Here is a 19,530-nt window from a genome sequence, read left to right on the forward strand (position 1 = left end):
CAACTAAAACAGTAGAGTTGATATTTATAATCAACTCTACTGTTTTAATTTTAATAGTTTTATTTTATTATAACAAACAATAACATTTCTTAACATATTCATTGCAATAAATATATTGTATAAAAGTTAATAATAGTATAATCTTATATAAGATTATACATAATTGTTTATTTTTCGGGGGGAAGATCTATGAAGTGGTTTAATAACTTAAAAATGGTTCAAAAACTAGTACCAGCATTTATCTTAGTTGCATTGTTTATAGGTATTGTCGGGTTTGTTGGGCAGTTTAACATGAATGATATTAACAACGATCTTAAACTTATCTATAATAATGATATGGTAGCTGCTAATACTATTGATAAAATTAACTCAAATTTATTGAATGTTAGAGGCGATGTATTATTAATTCTTGATCCAAAGAATAAAAACGATCTACAAAAAAATAAAGACGCTATTGTAAGTTTAACAAATAAAAATGATGTTTTAATTGTGGCCTACAAGAAAACTACGATTATAACCGATGTAGATGAAAGGCAACAAACTATGCAACAGGCTAACCAACAATTTACAAAATTCGAGAATTCACTTGTGATTTATCGTAATTCCAGAAATGAATTAATTAAACAAGTTGATGAAGGTAACTATGCCGAAGCAAATACACTATTGCATGGTTTCACTAATGTTACAAATGATATGTTTATAGTTCAAGATAAACTATTAAAATTAACTACAGATATGCTGAAAATTGATTATGATGAGAGTCAATCATCATATAGTGAGGTTTATCTTAAAATTATTGTAATAATTGTTCTAGGATTATTTGTTGCTATTACACTCGGTTTAATAATTGCTTTAGGAATTTCGATGCAAATAAAAAAAGTTGTATCTGTAGCTGAAGCTCTTGGAGAAAATGATTTATCAAAAACTGTTGAAATAGATAATAAAAGTGAGATTGGAAGTTTGGCTAAAGCAATAAATAAAGCTGTAACAAACTTAAAAACATTAATTATAGAAATATCAGAAAGTGCTAAAGATATTAGCGGTACCAGTGAAGAACTATCTGCTACAACTCAGGAAATATCAGCAAAAATGGAGATTGTCAATGAATCAGTAAGACAAGTATCCTTAGGCGCAGAGCTGTTAAGTGCTACAACGCAGGAAGTTACTGCAACCACAGAAAGTATTGCAGTTAATGTAGCTGATGTGACTTTAAGCGCAAATAATGGAATTAGCATTTCAAATGATATAGAGTTAAAAGCAAACATAGTTAAAATAAATGCTGAAAATAATGCTAATAGCGCAAATAAATTATATTTGGAAAAGCAAGAAAGTATACTAAAAGCTATAGCAGAAGGCAAGGTCGTTAGTCAAGTTAAAATAATGGCAGATGAAATAGGAAATATAGCAAGTCAAACAAATCTTCTCGCACTTAATGCAGCTATTGAAGCAGCAAGAGCAGGAGAACATGGTAAGGGTTTCGCTGTGGTTGCTGATGAAGTTAGAAAATTAGCTGAAGATTCATCTAATACAGTTCAAAGTATTCAAGAGGTAACACTTAAAGTTGAACAAGCATTCCAAAATCTTTCCAGCAACGCTCATGATGTATTGAGTTTTATTGATAATAAAGTTAAACCTGATTATGATTTGTTTGTAGATACAGGTAAGCAATACGGTGAGGATGCTGTAGTATTTAATAAGCTATCCGCAGGAATTGGGGCTTCTATGAATATAGTCAATGAAACTGTATCAGAAATTCATAAAGCAATTGAAAACGTATCTGCTACAGCTGAGGAATCAGTTGCTAGAACAGAGGAAATATTATCAAGTGTTAATGAATCCGTTATGGCAATTCAAGAAATAACAAAAGCTTCTCAAAATCAAGCAATCCTCGCCGAGAAACTTAATGTTATGGTTCAAAAGTTTAAGTTGTAAAATAAATATTCAAAATAAAATCTGTTTGCTTAAAGAAAATTGCAGAAATTTGTAAAATGATTATTGTTAAATAAAACACAATTTTACAAAATTTTGAAATTATTTGTGGTATAATTAAATATGTTGAGATTAGGATTTTACCTTTATATGTAGAATACCTAACATACTATTTTATATTACATAAAAGGGAGATGGATATATGGAATTGAATATATTAGAAAGCGAGATGCTAATTGACATTTACGACGCTGATATGTTACCAGGAATGGCGTTTGAAATTGAAAATTATAGATTAACAGAGGAAGATAAAAAAGGTCGGCAACAAGAATTTGCTTTTTATTTAGAAAAATTAAAAAGATTAGGTTTTGTAAAATATGAAGAAAAAGAAGCCTTTTTAAAAGTTGGAAATGTTAACTCTAAATATAATAATAATGTAGCTATGATTTTCGGAGATAAAATACACATTGATTCAAAGGGGATAAAATTAGTAGAGAGATATAATTACAGTAATTCTGAAATTAAAAGAAAAATATCATAAGCTAAAAAAAAGAATTCCACAATGGAATTCTTTTTTCATTACATCATTCTCATGTTAATAAAAAATGAAAGTTTTTACTTTTAATTTATTTATTAAATTGAAAACCTCCAAGAGTAAATCCACTACCGCTATGATCTAGAGAATCAAATAACTCCTCACATTTACTTAAATCATTAATAGCTTCTTTGTAAATTCTTAAAACTTTTTCTAGCTTACTTATATCATAGTGGCAACCATCAATTCTAAAATGAGTTACGCCTATATCATTAAGCTCTTTCAAAAAAGGAAGATAACAAAGCTCTTTATAAAACGTCATATGATTTCTGCCGTAGTTATCTCGATATACTGGGTGTTCATTTTCTTTTTCATCAACTAAAACTAATACATTGTTAGGAACGTAAGAATTATCTTCACTACTGGTAGGTTCTAAGACTTTTGTATTCTCATATAAATCATGACTCATATACATAACGGTTGGAGTACCATGAACTAAAATTTCAATAGGAATTGGCGATTTAGTGATGACATCCATAGCATCTAGCACTGGTGTCTCCACGGAAAGAGTAGCAATGGATAAACCTTGCTTTTCATAAAAACTTGCAGCTTTATAATTATAAATGTTTAAAGTGTAATCTCCAATAAGCTCAAGTCCTAAAGATTTATATTTATGAATAGCTCCTAAATTGGTTACTATTAAACCATCTAAACCTAAGTTGTTTTCCTTAAGTAAGTGACTGTATTTTGAAAAATCCTCTTCAAACATCATTTTTGGAAAACCAAGATAAATCTTAGTATTTTTCTTGTCACCTGTTAATTTAAGTATTTCAACTTTGCTAAAAGGGTGATTTGGCTCAAAAACTTCTCCAGATAAATAAATTGCGTCTACTCCCACCTTTAATGCGACCATAGCTTGTGCGCAGGAATCTACTTTTACACTTAACTTAGGTTTCTGTGCTAATGAAGGTGTTACATTTAGAAGATTCTTTATCTCTCCAATCCTATTTTTTCTAATTTCAGTTTCTTTTATAGGATTACTAAAAACTTTACCAAAACCTTTGTTATCATTACCTTCAAATCGCCTATTTATATATGAGAGACCTGGTCTTCCAAATGCACTACAGGTAGATAAATCTCTCTTCCGATCTTCATAAATAGTTTGTGCCTCTTTTTTTCTGTCATAACAAATAGGATCATCAATATATCTATCTATAGCATCGCTATAGTAATTAATCATTGTAACTAGAAAATCTGCATCTCTCATTCTTCCCTCTATTTTAAAAGATACGACACCTGCTTCAATCATCTCAGGTAGATGCTCATACATATACATATCTTTACAAGCCATTGGAAATTCTGTTGGATAAACATGTCCATCTTTTTTTGTTGTATAATGCCATCGACATGGCTTCATGCAAAGTCCCCTATTACCACTCTTCCCCAAGAGTAACCCGCTATACAAGCAATGACCACCGTGGGAAATACACATATCTCCATGAACAAAACATTCAAATTCCATGTCAGTTTGGTTATGGAGATTTTTTATGGTTTGCAAATCCATGTCCCTTGACGCAACAATTCTAGTAATTCCACATTCTCTAAGGGCTTTAATAGTTTCTAGGTTGTGGACATTCATCATTACAGATGAGTGGAGAATTAAATTTAGCTTTAAACTATTGATTAATTCTAATATACTAATATTTTGAATAATTAAACCATCTGGCTGAACTTTTTCTAAGAATTTTAGATATTCCTCAGCATCTTTTATATCTTCCTTACTTAAAAGATTGTTTACTGTTATATAAACTTTTTTGTTTAAGGAATGAGCAATAGCGATTGCTTTTTCAACTTCTTCATTTGATAAGTTAAAATCCTTCCTGTGCAACCGCATATTTAATTTTTTGCCACCTAAATATACAGCATCTGCACCGCTTCGAATAACCTTTTCAAAAATTTCAAAAGTTCCCGCAGGCGCTAATAACTCAATTTCTTTGTTATTAAAAAATCTACTCATATTAAGACACCTTTCTTTTATATTTTAACATCATGTAATATTATTTTATAAATGAACTATTTGATAAATCTTTTAATGTATAGCTATTAGTAGTCAGTTTTTTTGCTTTAAGCCATGTTATAACTTCCTGTAACTCTTTTTCTGACGACATAGAAGCCACTGAATAGTTTGTAACAACTAGTGTATTTTTAACAGTAGGCGGGAATCCAGCATCTTTAATAACAAAATCAATATAGGTTGCAGACTTTTCTTTTTTCAAATATTCAACAGCTTTATTATACGCTCTATAAAATGCTTTTATCTCTTCAGGTTTTGAGGATATTGCATCCTTTGTGAATAACATTACACCAGGGTTTATACCTAGTTTATCAGAACTGCTCAAAACCTTGCCACCAGCTGCAATCGCAGAACTTGCAAGAGGTTCTGGTAATGTAGCCATATCTAATTTTCCATTTGTTAACATCTCAAGTCTAGTAGGTATCTGTGGAATAGCAATTTTTTTTGGTGAGTTAATATCTATTTTTGCACTTTCCATAATTCTATCTGTTAAGTATTCAATAATAGTATTTTTAGAAATCCCAATTGATTTTCCAGCAGATTGGTCGACTTTAGTTACATTGGAATTCTTTCCAGCGATCAACTTAAAGCTACCTTCTGTTTTTGATGTGATCTTCACGTCAAATTTATTGTCAGTAAAAAATACTACAGAAAGCATATCAGATATTGCTCCATTAATTTTACCGGTTTGTAGTGCTGCGTCCCTATCTGATGCACTTTTAAAATGCTCTAATTTGACATCTAGACCTTCCTGCTTAAAATATCCATTGTGACTTGCTATAATGAGTGGAAGCGAGTCCAAATCCGGCATAACACCAACAGTAAGCGTTTTCAATGCTACAGGACTCGGGCTTGTCTCTTTCTTTGCATTGCTAGAACAACCAACAACACTTATACTCATGATTACTACTAATAAGACTGCTAAAAGATTTTTTTTCATAATATACCCCCAATGATAATTTTTTTCATTCTTATGTAAATTTCTTGAAACTAAATTGAACGTCGATGATTATTTATTTTCAATTTCGTTAAAATTTTATCACATTAGCCTTGGTAATACCAATAAAAAAACGTTTTGGTCATTAATATTCTATTTTGTTAATTTAATTCATACAACTATTTTTTTGATTAAATTAACAGCTATATTCTTAACTGCAAACTTATGACTTAAAACTTTCTCTAATAAGCATTATATAATTTATATCTACTAATAGAATTCGACAAATTTCCATAACTATCCTTTAAAATACGCATAAAAAAATAGTAGCTCTTATCCCAATACTTTTTCATATTTTACAACATAATCATGAAAATTATAAATTAACGAAAATAAGCATTTACATAAAATCCATATCTTTAGTGTATAATCACTATAAAAATAAGTTTGTAGGTGATTATTATGTCTGAATCCACAATAACAGAAAAGGCTCTTGCCTTATCCCTAAAGCAGTTAATGAAAACAATTCCTTTATCAAAAGTTTCTATTCAAAACATTGTTGACAACTGTAAACTTAATAGACAAACATTTTATTATCATTTTAAAGATAAATTCAACCTTGTGAATTGGATTTATCACACTGAAGTAACTGAATGCATTGCTAACTGTAGACATTATGACAATTGGACTGATGGCATGTATAGGACCTTGTGCTATTTAATGGAGAATAATTCATTTTATATTAATGCTCTTAACACACCTGGTCAAAATTCTTTTGATGGATATTTCTTTGAATTTAGTTGTGAGCTTATTATGGGCGTTGTTAATGACTTATCCTTTGGCAGAAATATTCCTGATGTTGATAAAAAATTTATTGCGGATTTTTATACCCATGCTTTTGTGGGCGTAATTGTTCAGTGGATTAAAACCGGCATGAAAGACTCACCACAAATCATGGTAGAAAAGATGGAAAATGTCGCTTACGGCAGTATGATTGGTGCTTTATCTAGATATTAATAAGGACGGTCTTCCAAATTTGTTTGAATAAACAAATGGAGGCCCGCCCTATTAATTAGCTTTCTTCGAAGCTATTAATCAGCTTCTTCGAAGTTGCAATATTATAACTTATTTAAGTAGCATATATTTGAGTGCGTTTATTTCTTCACTTAGGTTATCATCCTTCATAAGTTCCATTGCAGAATTAATTAGCACGCGAACATCATGTTGTCCTTTATAAATAGGGGTAAGCCTTTTATTTAAATTTAGGAATTTATAAACGGCAATTTGTGCACTTCTTACAGAATAATCCATAGTAAATACTACATCATCTTCTATTTCACAGAATTGTCCAAGTAATGCTAAATTAGTTGAACCTTCTGGAATAACTTGTGGTCTATCACCCTTTGCCCGAGTTAAAAATTGTGCTGTTGTAAAAGGCAATATACATGGTATACAAATAGATGTCTTAATAATCTTCTCCATATCTTCTTTGAAGTTTAGGTGATATATTACCTCAGATAATATTTCCTCACCAGTACAATCTACCATCCTCTTCTTTATAAAATCACCTTTTGCGTATGGGAACAAAGAGTACCCCCATATAATTTCTATATTATCAGGTTGACTAAGAAAATGTGGTTGATTATGCAGAACTATTGTCATGAGCCATGCAGAATCTCTAAATGTCATATGAGCCCCAGTTCCTGGTTGATTACCTGAGTATTCTATTATTCTCTTATACATTGTTGGGTCTTTAAGAGTAACTGTAAAGGATTCCCACATTGATTCTTCAACACGTTCATCAAAAACCTTTGGATTTCCAAATTCAGGACGCCCCTTTGCGATTTTCTCCCAAAGATCCCACGCTCCTCCTACATGTTTGTCATTAATCTTAGCTGCAGTATTCATTGAGCCAAGGCTTGTACCAGCTGTTAAAGAACCGATAGTAGCAAAAGCAAAATCTCCCTGGTCAAGCTCTATTCTGGTTTCTTCTCCATTTTTTATGCATTTGAATGCAGTAACTGTAGTTTCAGTATCTGATGGTTTAAATTCTAAATCAGTTACTCTGCAATCTAATTCAAAATTAACACCTTGTGATTCTAACCATTTTGTCATAGGTAATAACATTGAATCATATTGATTGTATGGTGTACGACGTATCCCAGATAAATCTTTTAAACGTGGTAATTCTTGGATAAATCTATGAAGATATCTCTTAAGTTCTTTAGCACTGTGCCAAGTCTCAAATGCAAAGAGTGTAGTCCACTGTAGCCAGAAATTTGTTTTAAAAAATGCTTCTTCGAAACACTCCCTAATAGTTTTCGTTCCCAAAGAATCTTCAGAGTTAATTAGTATATCCATTAACGCCATTCTATCAGCTCGAACAAGTCCCAAAGTTGATACATCAGTGATTTTAGCATCATTATCTATTAATCTAGCTTTCGCATGGGTATGAATTTTTTTATTAAAAGCATTAAATTCATCAAGTATTGAAACTTTAGGATCAGTTAATGAAGGAATACTTTCCATTATTCCAAAAGTACATGCATAAGCCTCCCTATCAAACATTCTTCCACCACGGATTACATAACCATTCTCAGGATTACCATTTCCATCCATGCTGCCACCTGTGATGTTTAATTCTTCATATATATGAATGTTTTTTCCTGGTACATGTCCATCTCTAATTAAAAATACCGCAGCAGAAAGTGATGCGATTCCAGCACCAACCATATAAGCATTTGTTTTTTCTACATCAATAGTTTGATCAAAATTAAATCTCATTTTAAACCCTCCGTTTGAAAAATTATTCCACTTGCATGCTTCTGCAATCACTTGCATGCTTCTGCAAACACTTGCTATAGGTTTAATATAAATCCAAACAGAAGAATATCCTACAATCAAATTTGCCAAACAGTCTGAAAAACATACATATGTCTTATACTGTCTAAATAATTTTTAGCGATTTTACCTATTGACAAAAAATTATTCATCTTGTACTATTGATTTGGCATATATACACTCTAAAAGTTAAAATAAAATATACGAGGAGTGTTAAATAAATGAATTCATTGTCTGAACAAATTAAAAGTGCAGCACTGAATATGGGATATGAAAAATGCGGTATTATTAAAATATCTGATATGTCTGGTTATGAGGAAAAGATTAATGAAAAAATAAAGAATAATCCAAAAGTAAAGTCTCAATACGAAGGTTTTTACCGTTTTGTTCATTTACAGGATGTATATCCTTGGGCAAAATCCATTGTTATATGTGTAAGACAATACGGAAAATATCATGTTCCAGAGCACCTAAAAGGATTAATTGCCAAATATTATTTATTTGATAGTAGAACAGATAAACAATCTAAAGGCTTCAAAGATAGTTTTAAATTTGAAAAATATATTCAAGAATTAGGACTTAAAACGAAAACTGAGCGGAAATTTGGTATCACTGCATTGCGTTGGGCAGCATTAAAAGCTGGACTTGGAATAGTTCGAAAAAATAATTTCTTTTATACTGAATCAGGTTCATGGGTACATTGGGAAGCATGGCTAATTGACAAGGAGTTGGAATCCATAGAAATTCCAACGCTAAAAGAGTGTCCTAAAAACTGTGATTTGTGCATTAAATCATGCCCAACATCTTCTTTATCAGAGCCTTTCACTATGAATTACTCATCATGTATCTCTTGCCTTACAACCTTCGAAGGGAGAGATTTACCTCATGAAAAATATAATACACAAATGGGAAGTTGGGTTTTCGGGTGTGATGCGTGTCAGGATATTTGCCCAATGAATAAAAATTGCTGGAATGCAACAGAAGAATTTCCAGCTTTAAATGAATTGAGTAAGCAAATATCTCTAGAAAAAATTCTTGAAATGGACTATGACTTTTTAGAACAGGAAATGCAACCTAAGTTTTGGTATATAAAGAAACTAGATGTTTGGAAATTTAAAACCAATGCCATCAACTCAATGGTAAATGAATACAAAGGACAATATAAAAAATATATTTATGATTCATGTAATGACAGCAATGAAAAGGTAAGAGAAATGGCTGAGTGGGCAATTAAAAGATTGAAAATATAAATTAATTGGAATAGGTTTCGCTACAGTGAATAAAATTCTCAAAATAGTCTATAATTTAAATACCATTCCTTTTTTAAAATAATAACTAACAAGAATAATACTGCACTGGGCTCACCCTTAGTGCAGTATTTTTACTTTGTATCAATTCTTAAATTTTTAATGATGTTCACTTAATTTAATCTAACAAAAATGTATTTTATTCTTTTTCACAAGTAGCTAGAGCATATAAGTGGACTGCATATTTATAACCTGTTATTATTTTACTATCTATTTTGTTATAATGATTGGTATTCGAAGTTGAATAAATACCACTTTTAGCTATAATTCCATTATTTGAGCTAATTGTATTATTGGTAATTGTTATATAGGATCAGCTACTCCAGACCAGTCAAGTAATATTCCATTACCACTCTCGGGTTTATTAATATCATTTTGTCTATTTGTATCAGTAATATTATTAGATGATATATCGCAATTTGAAGTACCTGCAATTATAGCAATACCATTACTTTGCGCGGACAATACCTTATTACTTGTGACAGTTGTGCCCGTCGTATCAAATAAACATATTGCTGCCAAATTTCTATAATTTTTTATTGATTCATCCACAATGTTATTCTTAACAATATTATTATCGGACTGCCTAACTTCTATTTGATCTAGTCTATTATTTTTACTTGTGTTATTAATAATAGAATTCCCACTGCTAAGCTTATTGCTGCCACCATAGATTATAATGCCTTCCCGGCCATTGCCTTCACATTTATTATTGCTTACTACTGAATTAGTCGTACCTTTGCCCGTTGTTGAATTATAACCGAAGATTACACCTTGCCCACCGCTGTTTTTTAAAATATTGTTTATAACAGAGATTTTTGTTCCATTCATGCAGTAAATATGACCACCTATTTGTGTGTTGTTATTGCCATCAAAAACTTTAGCATTTTCAAAATTATTATAGTCTATTGTAATATTAGAACTATCTTTATCAATTAAAACCCCAAATTTGTGTAAATCGTAAAAATATGAATATTTAACATAGCAATTACTCGCTCCATAAAGATTAATTGCTGCATAAGTAATATTATTTATGAAACCGCAACTTATAACGTTAAGTCCTTTTTTATATAATACGTTTATTGCTGTTGCGCAATTTTGAAACTCTATCCCTTGGAAGGTGTTATCATTACCAGTCCAAAATAAGGTGTTATAACCTATGCCTTTAATTTTTACATTATTATTATAGGCAATTAATTTTATGCCGTCTTTTAATATAACGCTACTCGAAAATTTATATATACCTTTTGGTAGTATTAGTGTACTGCCACTAGGCAGAGAATCCACCATTTTTTGAAATTGTACTGAGGTATCTGATACCCCCGTTACATCCAAGTTATATTTTCCAGCATCTATTATAGTAGAATTAGAAGTTGTAGAAGTTAAAGCTTCTAGAGTAGAAGCCTTCACAATAGTTACAAAGGGACTAATATTTGTTAAAAAAAATAATATAACTATCGCAGATATCCCTTTTTTAAGATTATATTTTAAAATTTTAATTCACTCCTTTAAGTCGTAGACTAGACAATCAGACCATCATCTATACTCCACAAGTTGCTAGAGCATCTAAGTGGATTGCATATGCATAACCCATTATTATGTTGCTATCTATTTTGTTATTGTATTGGTGTCTAGAGTAACCGCACCATTCCGTGCCAGCAACTGTCCTCGAACCTTCGCACCGGTATTCGCTGTAATTGATGTAAGTGCTACAATATGTCCCACTATAGAAGAGTTTGTTCCGAGTGTTGCTGAGCTTCCAACCTTCCAAAAAGCTTGACACGTCTGTGAACTATGAATTGGGGTAACACTACTACCAGATGCCGTTACAAGCGTTGAGGCGGTCTTAAATATAAAAACGGCATTGGGATCGCCTTGTGCGTCCAGCGTTAAATTGCCGGTTATTTCGAAAGTGCCTGAAGCTGAATCGTAAGTGCCAGGAGTAAGTGTAGTACCACCAAGCTCAGTAGGAATGCGAGTTACATTTACTCTTTCATCGGCATCGTCATATGCAGTTATAAGGTCATTTTTAGCCTTAAGTGCTGCTGCCTTAGCTAATTGCTTATCACCGTTTACTGTTGCACTCTCTTGCCCCGTGAACGCAGTACCTGGAAACAGACCTACGCTTCCATCAATTGAGGTAGTTCCGGTATTAGTAATTGTCGTTCCAGCTAAAACTGCAAAATTGTAGGTTGTTCCAACTTTAACTCGCGGTTGGGCTACTACACTTGTTGTTGGTATTGCCACCATAGCTAACAGTAATGGCATTAGTAATAAAAATTTGAATCGCATCTCAGTAAGTATCATTTTAAATTTAAGTATTTTCATAAATTTATTTAATCCTCCTATTAAATTGTATTTTTTAACTGTATTATGGTAAAATTACATTAAACGTAAAAAACTTAATTAGAATTAAATCATATAAATATTTGTATTAATGTATAACGTTAGTTTAGAGTGGAAACGCTAATCTTTAGGTAGGTTTTATAAGTGATGTTGGTTGTCCTCTTGTGTGAGAGTTTTAGTTGAGAATGCATATATATGCATCATAAGATTGCTACTTATCATTTATAATCTTATGTTACATCTTTTAAAAAAACAATGCAACATAATATTGTTAAAAATGTTACATGTATGTAAAGACATATTTAACATTGATAGGAGTCAAAAATGAAATTTTTAACCAATGGGGAAAAGCTAAAAAATTTAAGAAAATATTTAAAAATGAAACAAGAGGACTTAGTTGATGAAAATCTCACTAGAGGACTCATTAGTATGATCGAGATAGGTAAAAGAGAAATAAGTAATAATGTCGCTATAAAAATATATAATAAATTTGAACAAAAGGCGAAAATACTTAATATTGAATTAAAAATAGATAGTAACTTTTTATTACGTTCTCCATGTGAGGATGCAGAATTATATTGTTTGAAAAAACTTAAAGAAATAAATAAAGATGAAGATATTGAAGAAATTATTGAAATAACAAATAAGTTTAATTTATTAAAGGTTAAAGCTATGGCATATAGTAAACTGGGTGAGCTTTCTTTTAATAAAAAGGATTATAATAAAGCTTTTATCAATTATAATTATGCTATAGATATTTTTAAAGGTATCAAATGATACTTTCTCGGTAAATTTAAAATACAAATTTGAGTTATTGTAATTTCGTAATAAGGATATTATTTTAATGTTGACGGATATTACATACCTTCTTCATTATATCTACACAATTCTATGTTATTATATTATTATAGATTGATTAATGATTAAAGCGAAGTCCCCCTTTACTTTAATAATAAAAACTGTGAAGTAACCCTTCACAGCTTTTTCTTATACTATTTAATTTTTTATTAATATTTTATATGCTCACAATATTTATCATTTTGCAACTCTAACCTTGCTCTATTATTTCTAACTAAATATATCAGCTTCTTTACTTTTTGATCGATTAATTCTTGAAAAATCCACCCTTGAGAAAACATAAGTTGATAATAATAAAAATATAATCCCAAATATGATTACAATCACCATGCTTATAACCGGCGTAATTATAAAACTTCCTATTTTAAAAGCAAGCTGTTCTGTAATCAATTGATTCGTTGTTAAAGACGTCTTTTCCAGTATGATGGTTCTAAAAAACGCTGTTGTATATGTCATGGGATTAAGATAAGCAATATATTGCAATACTTTTGGTAACATTGAAAGCGGTATATATGCGCCACAAAGAAATGTAAGGGGCATTGTAATTGCCGTTATTACAACTTGAAATGTTTGTGAATTCTTAACCAGAGTTGCTATAAACAATCCAAGCCCGGAAAATACAAGTCCAACCACAATCATAACAGCGATTACCTCAAATGGTGTTATCCATGATGTAAACTTAAGTCCTATAAAATAACCAATGAATAAAATAATAATACCCTGCAAAGTTGCTATTGTTGCTGCTGATAATAGCTGACCTGCAGCAATCTGGATTCGTTTAACTGGGCTTACAAGAACTTCCTTCATAAACCCCGAAACAATATCTTCAATTGTACTTGTGGCAACGGTAAGGGCAGTTTGGAAGACGGTGGTTATCACAATACCTGCCAACATATAGTTTACTGGATTTTCAATATTTTGATTTTTAAATACTGAACTAAATACAAATAAAAAAAAGAATGGCATGATAATCGTAAAAATAAGCTGAACACGATTCCTAGCAAAAATTTTAATGTTTCTAAACCATAAAGCTACTATAATATCCATAAATCCCTCACTTTCTTATATCTTTTCCCGTAATTTCTAAAAATACATCATTCAATGTGCCTTTTTTAATTTCCAAATCTGTTATCTCTGCTTTATGCTCACTTATTATCTCCATAAGTTTTGCTAAATCATTAACTTCAACTGAGTAATAACCTGTTTTTTTCATGTATTTAAACCCTGCCGCGTCTAGCAGTACCTCCAGACCTTGCTCATCTAGGGTTGTAATATTTGCTTTATCCTTTGTATATTGCTGTTTCAAATGATAAGGAGTGTCTATTGCAACAATTTTACCGGCATCCATAATTGCAACTTTACTGCAAATCTCGGCCTCTTCCATATAATGTGTTGTTAGAAAAATGGTAATATTCTTCTCCTTTTGTAGCTTTACAATATATTCCCACATGTGAGCCCTTGTTTGAGGGTCAAGACCTGTGGTTGGCTCATCTAAGAACAATACTTTTGGGTAGTGCAGCAATGCTCTGGCTATTTCCACACGCCGTTTCATCCCACCGGACAGACTGCTTACCATTGATTTTTTCCAATCCAGTAAATCCACTAAATTTAAAACAAATTGGATACGCTCGCCTGATTCACTTTTGGGAATACTATAAAAATGGCAATGCATAATTAAATTTTCTAGAACAGTCATTTTATTATCTAATGTCGGTTCCTGAAAAACAACCCCAATAACACTTCTAACTGCATCCTTTTCTTTCGAAACGTCTTTTCCGTCAATGGTCAGGGTTCCTGAGGTCTTATCAAATATTGTACACAATGTATTTATAGTTGTGCTTTTACCTGCTCCATTTGGGCCTAAGAATGCAAAAATACTACCTTCTTCTACTTCAAATGAAACATTGTCCACTGCTGTAAATTTATCATATTTCTTTACAAAATCCTTAACTTCTATTATGTTTCTCATGGTATCACTCCTTTCAACTGTTATCTAAATTTTCGTGACCACGCTATAGTCGTGACCACGCTGTAGATCACGTAAGTGAAGTTTGTTTCGCTTACGTGATCAGCTTTCCTATGTAAAATTATACCGATAATTTACCTGAATACAACTTATTTAATAATAAGTATGCCCCTTACCCAATAGACTAGACACTCTAACCTCGTATTATCGCTTGTTTCCATAGAATAACTTAATATTTAATTTTATGCTACTTTAGTTATAAATTTAGTAGACCTGTATCAAACATTGTATTTAAGGAAAAAGTATTTGTACGCGAACTTTTTGGAGTAATTATAACTTTAAAATATAAAAAACAGAATCAGCTTTTGATTCTGTTTTTTGTCTTTAATATTCATTATTTACCAATAAAAGTAGCCTTTCCATTATCACCACTGTAAGGAGGAGCTCCTTTAACTGTTACATAACAAATTATTAGCATATACTCTGCTCCACTAGGAATTGCTCGATTGAAAGTTAATATAAATGTTTTTGCTGAGCCATTTTTGGAATCTATTCTAACCTTGCTACCTGTAAGTGAATTTCCAGCATTCACGCTATCATTTCTACCAAGCGTAGCGATACCTTGAGGGATAACATTCATTGTATCCTTGATCCAGTAATTAGTCGGTTTCATTCCTTTCATAACATCTACATCTCTGTCGTAGCTAATTTGAATTTGAGTGGGTGCAAGCTGTTCCAATTTCGCTAGCATTGGGATATTATTTTTTTCTTCGTGATAAAATCTTTCGCCAGTTTTACTATTGTAATAAACCCTGAGCCTTCTTCCATCACTTGGGTCTATAGTTATCTCCTGGGTTTTCTCAAATCCTTCCGGAACATCCAATCCATGATTCTTTCTATACCTCTTATCCCAAATTACAAAGGCTATTATAGCGAAAATAACTAAGCAAATCTGGACAAGAATATAGAAACTAACAAATTTCCCCATAGTCTTTAATCCTTATCAATTACTACAGCAGTACCATAGGCTAATACTTCACTCATGGTTTGTCCAATTTCACTCGAATCAAATCTCATCATTACAATTGCATTGGCACCCATAGCAGCTGCATTTACGACCAAACGGTCGATTGCTTGTTTACGAGCATCTTCAAGCATAGATGTATATTCGTGGATTTCTCCACCGACTAAACTTCTTAAGCTAGCCATCAAGGTACCGCCAAGACCCCTGCTTCTTACGACTAATCCAAAAACTTGACCTTTTACTTCTTTTACATTGTATCCAGTAATGTTTTCAGTGGTAACTATTATCATTTTATTTACCTCCCTAAATAAAAATCTCTTATATTTATTATATGCAATATACTTCTAAAGATTAAATTAATTTATATTACATTGATTTAACGAAAGATAATATAAAAAGTTCATTATTTTATTATCTTTCTTTTGATAATTCTACAATTCTTTGGTTAGCATTTTCGTTATATAGACCACCATGATAACAAATTACTGTTTCTATATCATATTCTGTTAATTTTTTTAAAGATTTTATACTAATGTCTGTATCAAAATTAGTAGAAGGATCTGCTTTTATAAGCTTCCCACCCTCAACGTGCAAAATATCTCCAGCTATGAGCGTTTTACTCTGCCTATGATATAAGCATATATGTCCAAGAGTATGCCCTGGAGTAAAAATGACCTTGATTCCTCCACAATATGGGAGTTCATCATCAATTAGCGTTTTATCTACGTTAACTTTACAGTTTTGAAAAGCAACTTTAATTTTTTCATACATTACTTTCATTTTCTCAGGCAATGAAACCAGATTAGCTTCAAGCTTCGCTACCTTAAGTGGAACTTTCTCGCCAGTTATATATGGTTTTTCTTCTTCATGGGCAAGTACAATAACATTATCAGAAATTTCTTTTAGAATAGCTGATAAACTTCCAATATGATCAATATCATGATGAGTAAGAATCACCATGTTTAGTTTATCAAAAACTACGCCTGCTTTCTCAATTGCCTCACGTATTTGAGGTAATTGTCCAGGGAATCCAGCATCTACTAGAATTACTATATCTTTATCCCAAATCAAGGTTGGATTAATGACACTTGAATTTCCCATAATACTAGACGATATCTCAAGCATTTCAACTCCATTTGCTATTTTCATTTAATAAATACCTCCTTGCGCTTTCTCTATAATAGATATTATATTTACTATTTTATTTTACTTCTTCTTCCTTTTAAAATAATTGATAACAATCTTTATTCTATAAAATAAAACAAAACCCTTTATTTCACGGTACTTAAATTATTTGAAATTGACAAGACATGCCCTTAGAATGTAATCTATAGTTATGATATATTTGCAGGGAGGATTATTATGATATTTTCATTTAAAAAATCAATCATAAAATGTACTATAGCCGTTCTTGCCTTGACACTTGTCGTAGGGTGTTCAAAGAACACTCCACTCACCAAAGCGGACACTGGTAAGAATCAAACCAGCAACACTAATACCAGTCAACAGAGCAATGGCACAAGTAATTCTACCTCATCATCACCTGTTGTTGCCAACTTAATTGTGTACAAAAATACCGAATATGGTTTTAATTTTTCATTACCCAAGAGTTGGAAAGATTATTCAATTATCACTGGCAAATGGAAGGGCTTAGATATAAAATCCGGTAATATTATTGAGACCGGTCTGATGTATTCTATCAGACACCCTAAATGGTCTTCTATAAAACCACGACAAGATATACCCATTATGGTATTCACTATTCCTCAATGGGAGTTAATTCAGCAGGAAAAATTGTCTGTTAGTGCTGCACCTATCGGACCAAGTGAGCTTGGACGAAATAGCAACTATGTTTTTGCTCTTCCTGCACGTTACAATTTTGCATACCCATTGGGATATGAAGAAGTAGAACAGATTTTTAAAAACAAACCTTTGAAGGCAACTAGTGCTATCGATAAATCTACAGCACTACTGCTAAAAATTATACAATTAGCTAAGCAGGGCAAGGTCATTAACTCTTCCTTCCCAGTGAAAACAACAACTATTAAAGCCGTCGAGCAATCCTTGGGGCAACCTAATCAAACTGACATTATAGCATCTAAAGGCACCTATGCTACCTTTTCTAAATATAATGTGGTATTTGGCTTTAATAAGTCGGGACAAATATTTGAAGTTAGATCACTTTCTAGTAGTCAATTTATAAACATAACCCTCTCCAAAGTTAAAAAAGTTTTGGGAACTCCTACGTCCGATATAAAATACAAGGGTCAAGAAATTATAGGGTGCGAGGAAGGACCCGGGTTTAAAATTGAAATGGTCTTCCCAATATCCACAACCAACACACCTAATCCATCGATGGATCATTATAATATTGTTTATCCAAAGGGGTACTAGTGACATGTTGAGGATAGACGTTATTTAAATAGTAATGAAAAAACAAAGTACCCTATAAAGTAGTTTTATTTCTACTTTATAGGGTACTTCAACTACAACCTATATTAAATTATTTATTGCATATGCTATGCCAGACTCATCATTTGACCTAGTTATATGCTTTGCATGTAGTTTAAGTTCCTCTACGGAATTTCCCATTGCTATGGGCATGCCAACACATTGAAGCATATCTATATCATTATAATTATCCCCAAAAGCAATAACCTGATTTAGGTCTACCTCTAACTTCTCTGATAATATTTTTAGTGCATTACCTTTAGATATATCTAAAGCCATTATATCCAGAAGTCCACTCATGGAACTCAATGCTGTAAGCTTATCAGAACTTAAAAAATGTTCTTCTAAAGATTTTACATGTTTTTGATCACTACATACTAATAAAATTTTCAAAGCATTTATGTCATTAATATTTTCTATTATTTTATTATCTACATACTTAATAGGTACTTGTAAATTCTTTGGTAGCACTTCATTAAGATTTTCAAATTTAACGGCCCTAGGGTTATTTTTATTAGACAAAACAACATCAGTAGTATATATTAGAAAATCTATATTATACTCAAAACAATAAGTTATTATTTCTTTTACGCTGACTTTATCCATCACCTTTGAATAAAGTATTTCTCCTGTTTCTATATCTCTAATTAAGCCACCATTACAAGATATAACATATCCTTTTAAATCTAACTGTTTTATAAAAGGCTTTAACATTAGATCAACTCTTCCTGAAGCAATAATTACTTCTAATCCACTTTGTTGAAGTTTTTTTAAGGCTGTTTCATTTTCCTTTGATATGACATCATCTGAATTTAACAATGTTCCATCCATATCACATACACACCATTTATATTTAAGCATTTGTACCTTCTCCTTTTATATCTTCAATTATTACTTTATTTTAAATTTAATAGTTTTAATTATATCATATACCTCATGAAAAATAATTGGTGTATACAGTTTATTTCAACTATATACACCAATTATTCAATTATGCTATAAACGTATTTAGAATTAGTACACCAGCTAGTCCTATGAATGAAATAATCGTAACCATTACTGTCCATGTTTTTAGTGTTTTACCTATTGTAATGTTAAAATACTCTTTAAATATCCAGAAACCTGCATCGTTAACATGTGAGAATATTAAGCTTCCTGCTCCTGTTGCAATAACCATAAGCTCTGGACTTACACCAGTAATTCCTATAAGTGGTCCTGCAATACCTGCTGCTGTCATACCTGCTACAGTAGCAGAACCAAGA

Annotated in this window: 17 protein-coding genes and 1 pseudogene; 6 read left to right on the forward strand and 12 right to left on the reverse strand. The window is 31.5% G+C overall.

Annotation, left to right across the window (positions count from 1 at the left end; genetic code table 11):
• Nucleotides 1–189 precede the first annotated feature (189 nt).
• Both VIM70_RS16095 and VIM70_RS16100 read left to right on the forward strand, forming a co-directional pair.
• Entirely contained in the window at nt 190–1,932 is a 1,743-nt protein-coding gene (locus VIM70_RS16095; RefSeq protein WP_331946793.1) for a methyl-accepting chemotaxis protein, read from the forward strand.
• A 199-nt stretch (nt 1,933–2,131) separates the two neighbouring features.
• Nucleotides 2,132–2,470 carry a hypothetical protein gene (locus VIM70_RS16100; RefSeq protein WP_331946794.1) on the forward strand — a complete coding sequence of 113 codons (339 nt, stop codon included), beginning with the start codon at nt 2,132–2,134 and terminating at the stop codon, nt 2,468–2,470.
• 85 nt (nt 2,471–2,555) lie between these two features.
• Here the strand turns inward: VIM70_RS16100 and VIM70_RS16105 are convergent, their stop codons facing one another.
• Entirely contained in the window at nt 2,556–4,481 is a 1,926-nt protein-coding gene (locus VIM70_RS16105) for a U32 family peptidase (RefSeq protein WP_331946795.1), read from the reverse strand.
• Nucleotides 4,482–4,521: 40 nt separating this feature from the next.
• Entirely contained in the window at nt 4,522–5,478 is a 957-nt protein-coding gene (locus VIM70_RS16110) for an ABC transporter substrate-binding protein (RefSeq protein ID WP_331946796.1), read from the reverse strand.
• A 459-nt stretch (nt 5,479–5,937) separates the two neighbouring features.
• On the opposite strand from VIM70_RS16110, the gene dhaS reads away from it, so the two are divergent.
• A complete protein-coding gene (dhaS, locus tag VIM70_RS16115; RefSeq protein ID WP_331946798.1) occupies nt 5,938–6,492 on the forward strand; it encodes a dihydroxyacetone kinase transcriptional activator DhaS in 555 nt (184 codons plus the stop codon).
• Nucleotides 6,493–6,600: 108 nt separating this feature from the next.
• Here dhaS and VIM70_RS16120 read toward each other — a convergent pair whose 3' ends face one another.
• Nucleotides 6,601–8,316, reverse strand: coding sequence for an oleate hydratase (locus VIM70_RS16120; protein ID WP_331946810.1), 1,716 nt, complete (start codon nt 8,314–8,316; stop codon nt 6,601–6,603).
• A 221-nt stretch (nt 8,317–8,537) separates the two neighbouring features.
• Here VIM70_RS16120 and VIM70_RS16125 point away from each other — a divergent pair, with 221 nt between their 5' ends.
• Complete coding sequence (locus VIM70_RS16125; protein ID WP_331946799.1) at nt 8,538–9,566, forward strand: epoxyqueuosine reductase; 1,029 nt, start codon at nt 8,538–8,540, stop codon at nt 9,564–9,566.
• Between the two features lie 360 nt (nt 9,567–9,926).
• Here the strand turns inward: VIM70_RS16125 and VIM70_RS16130 are convergent, their stop codons facing one another.
• Together VIM70_RS16130 and VIM70_RS16135 are read right to left on the reverse strand one after the other, a co-directional pair.
• A complete protein-coding gene (locus VIM70_RS16130; RefSeq protein ID WP_331946800.1) occupies nt 9,927–11,033 on the reverse strand; it encodes a right-handed parallel beta-helix repeat-containing protein in 1,107 nt (368 codons plus the stop codon).
• Nucleotides 11,034–11,231: 198 nt separating this feature from the next.
• Nucleotides 11,232–11,915: an ice-binding family protein gene (locus VIM70_RS16135; protein WP_331946801.1), complete on the reverse strand. Its 684-nt coding sequence runs from the start codon at nt 11,913–11,915 to the stop codon at nt 11,232–11,234.
• A gap of 378 nt (nt 11,916–12,293) precedes the next feature.
• Here VIM70_RS16135 and VIM70_RS16140 point away from each other — a divergent pair, with 378 nt between their 5' ends.
• Entirely contained in the window at nt 12,294–12,746 is a 453-nt protein-coding gene (locus tag VIM70_RS16140; protein ID WP_331946802.1) for a helix-turn-helix transcriptional regulator, read from the forward strand.
• Nucleotides 12,747–13,037: 291 nt separating this feature from the next.
• Here VIM70_RS16140 and VIM70_RS16145 read toward each other — a convergent pair whose 3' ends face one another.
• The 5 genes from VIM70_RS16145 to VIM70_RS16165 all read right to left on the reverse strand — a co-directional run bounded on the left by VIM70_RS16145 (nt 13,038) and on the right by VIM70_RS16165 (nt 16,966).
• Nucleotides 13,038–13,874, reverse strand: a complete 837-nt coding sequence (locus VIM70_RS16145) for an ABC transporter permease (RefSeq protein ID WP_331946803.1) — start codon at nt 13,872–13,874, stop codon at nt 13,038–13,040.
• A gap of 7 nt (nt 13,875–13,881) precedes the next feature.
• Entirely contained in the window at nt 13,882–14,796 is a 915-nt protein-coding gene (locus VIM70_RS16150) for an ATP-binding cassette domain-containing protein (protein WP_331946804.1), read from the reverse strand.
• Between the two features lie 391 nt (nt 14,797–15,187).
• Nucleotides 15,188–15,781 carry a hypothetical protein gene (locus tag VIM70_RS16155; protein WP_331946805.1) on the reverse strand — a complete coding sequence of 198 codons (594 nt, stop codon included), beginning with the start codon at nt 15,779–15,781 and terminating at the stop codon, nt 15,188–15,190.
• A 5-nt stretch (nt 15,782–15,786) separates the two neighbouring features.
• Nucleotides 15,787–16,107 carry a YbjQ family protein gene (locus tag VIM70_RS16160; RefSeq protein WP_331946806.1) on the reverse strand — a complete coding sequence of 107 codons (321 nt, stop codon included), beginning with the start codon at nt 16,105–16,107 and terminating at the stop codon, nt 15,787–15,789.
• A 121-nt stretch (nt 16,108–16,228) separates the two neighbouring features.
• Nucleotides 16,229–16,966, reverse strand: coding sequence for an MBL fold metallo-hydrolase (locus VIM70_RS16165; RefSeq protein WP_331946807.1), 738 nt, complete (start codon nt 16,964–16,966; stop codon nt 16,229–16,231).
• Between the two features lie 213 nt (nt 16,967–17,179).
• Between VIM70_RS16165 and VIM70_RS16170 the strand changes: the two genes are divergently transcribed.
• The gene (locus VIM70_RS16170) at nt 17,180–18,211 is read left to right on the forward strand and encodes a YjgB family protein (RefSeq protein WP_331946808.1); all 1,032 of its coding nucleotides are present in this window, start codon (nt 17,180–17,182) and stop codon (nt 18,209–18,211) included.
• 99 nt (nt 18,212–18,310) lie between these two features.
• Here the strand turns inward: VIM70_RS16170 and VIM70_RS16175 are convergent, their stop codons facing one another.
• Nucleotides 18,311–19,129 (reverse strand): HAD family hydrolase, encoded by an 819-nt coding sequence (locus tag VIM70_RS16175; RefSeq protein ID WP_331946809.1) that lies wholly within the window; start codon nt 19,127–19,129, stop codon nt 18,311–18,313.
• Nucleotides 19,130–19,259: 130 nt separating this feature from the next.
• Nucleotides 19,260–19,530 (reverse strand): annotated as a pseudogene (locus VIM70_RS16180) (gluconate transporter); the annotation flags it as partial.

Origin of the sequence: Clostridium sp. (genome assembly GCF_036569345.1) — a bacterium.
Classification (GTDB): domain Bacteria; phylum Bacillota; class Clostridia; order Clostridiales; family Clostridiaceae; genus Clostridium_AD.